The sequence below is a fragment of the Haloparvum alkalitolerans genome (assembly GCF_050122995.1).
In the GTDB taxonomy this organism is placed as follows: domain Archaea; phylum Halobacteriota; class Halobacteria; order Halobacteriales; family Haloferacaceae; genus Haloparvum; species Haloparvum alkalitolerans.
Window position 1 is genome coordinate 1 of sequence record NZ_JBNLIA010000025.1, and the last position, 1,575, is coordinate 1,575.

The 1,575-nt window shown below is 51.7% G+C and carries 1 pseudogene; it reads left to right on the forward strand.

The features are described 5' to 3' along the window. Nucleotides 1-216 precede the first annotated feature (216 nt). Nucleotides 217-1,575 (forward strand): annotated as a pseudogene (locus ACQE3L_RS15410) (Eco57I restriction-modification methylase domain-containing protein); the annotation flags it as partial.

Below are 1,575 nucleotides of genomic sequence, written 5' to 3' on the forward strand. Positions count from 1 at the left end.
CTCCCAGCCTTGCCCCTCAGCTTCGAGCCGCTGGAAATACTCAATGCATTGCATCAACTGACCGTCTCGTTATTGGCTGTTTTCGACTTTATCTACGGTTCCCGGTGAAATACGAGCTGCTTCTTACATTCTATTCAACAAGTGTATTGACCAGTTCAGTCGAAAGCCACCCTCATATCCATCATTTTCATATGAGTAAAGCAACTTTCAGGTGGTATGACTCTCCAGCAGATCACCGCATCCGATATCGCGGGCTGGGATTCTTTACAGGATATAGCGAACTCCTTTGAAAAACGCGGGCTCAAACCACGCCCGAAACTTGGGGGCGATAACGAACTCGTAGTCCAGCTTGATGATGACGAATTCATCGTCATTGTCAATGCTGGCCCCGGTGAGACTGCCACGGACTTCAAACCGGAAAATCGCTCACGGCATACCAACCTTGTTGCCACCAACGATTTCGAGACCTTCACCTTCATTACGCGAGTCCGAAGCTGGGAGGGGCAGCAGCACGGTCGAATTAAGCATCAAAAGATTTCGTTCTCGAAGGAGCAGTTCACGCGGGACAGCGGAGAGAAGAACACTATTCTCCAGAAGCTGAACTCGATCGAGTACGGTTCCTCTGCTGCGATATACGATACGCTCTACGACACGCAACAGGTCGTCAAGGAGTTCTATGAACAGTTCGAGGAACTCCGGACAGATCTCATTCAAGAGGTTACAGGCATCCCTGACGATCGTGGTGATGCGAAGCAACGATATGTGCAGGTCATTCTTGACCGGATGATCTTCCTATACTTCATCCAGGAAAAACGCCTTCTTGATCGGAACCCGAATTACCTTCACGAACAGCCGAATGAAGTCGTTGACGAGGGTGGTGACCACTACGAAGAGTTCTACGAACCGCTCTTCTTCGAATACCTCGCAGAAGACAAACAGAATCCTGACTTCGGTAGTCTTCCGTACCTGAACGGTGGCTTGTTCGCAAGGAATCCTGTCGAAGAGGAGTTTGAGGACGCGAAATTAGGTGGCTCTGCCGAGGAAACGAACGGGCTCTTCGACGATATCCTCGACTTCCTCTCCGACTGGAATTGGAACGTAGACGAACGACTCGACATCGTCGATCCCAAGAACCTCTCCCCAGCGATCTTGGGTCACATCTTCGAGCAAACGGTCAATCAGAAGGAGATGGGGGCGTACTACACACCGGAAGAGATCACGGGGTTCATGGCCCGCCGAACGATCCATCCGTATCTGCTCGATCAACTCAACGAGGCTGTGGACGCAGACTACGACGAGATTGACAATGTGTTCGGATTCCCCGTGCCCGAGGCAGATAGTAGCGCAGAAGCTGTTGCCGATGGCGGAACCATAACTCAGCAAGTTCCAACGGAAAATGTCCAGACCAGCCATGTGGAGACTCTCTACCACGACATTCTGAAGGAAGCACACATTCTCGATCCCGCCGTAGGAAGTGGCGCCTTCCTGCTCGCCGCACAGGAGGTGCTGATGGACCTATACATGCAATGCATTGAGTATTTCCAGCGGCTCGAAGCTGAGGGGCAAGGCTGGGAG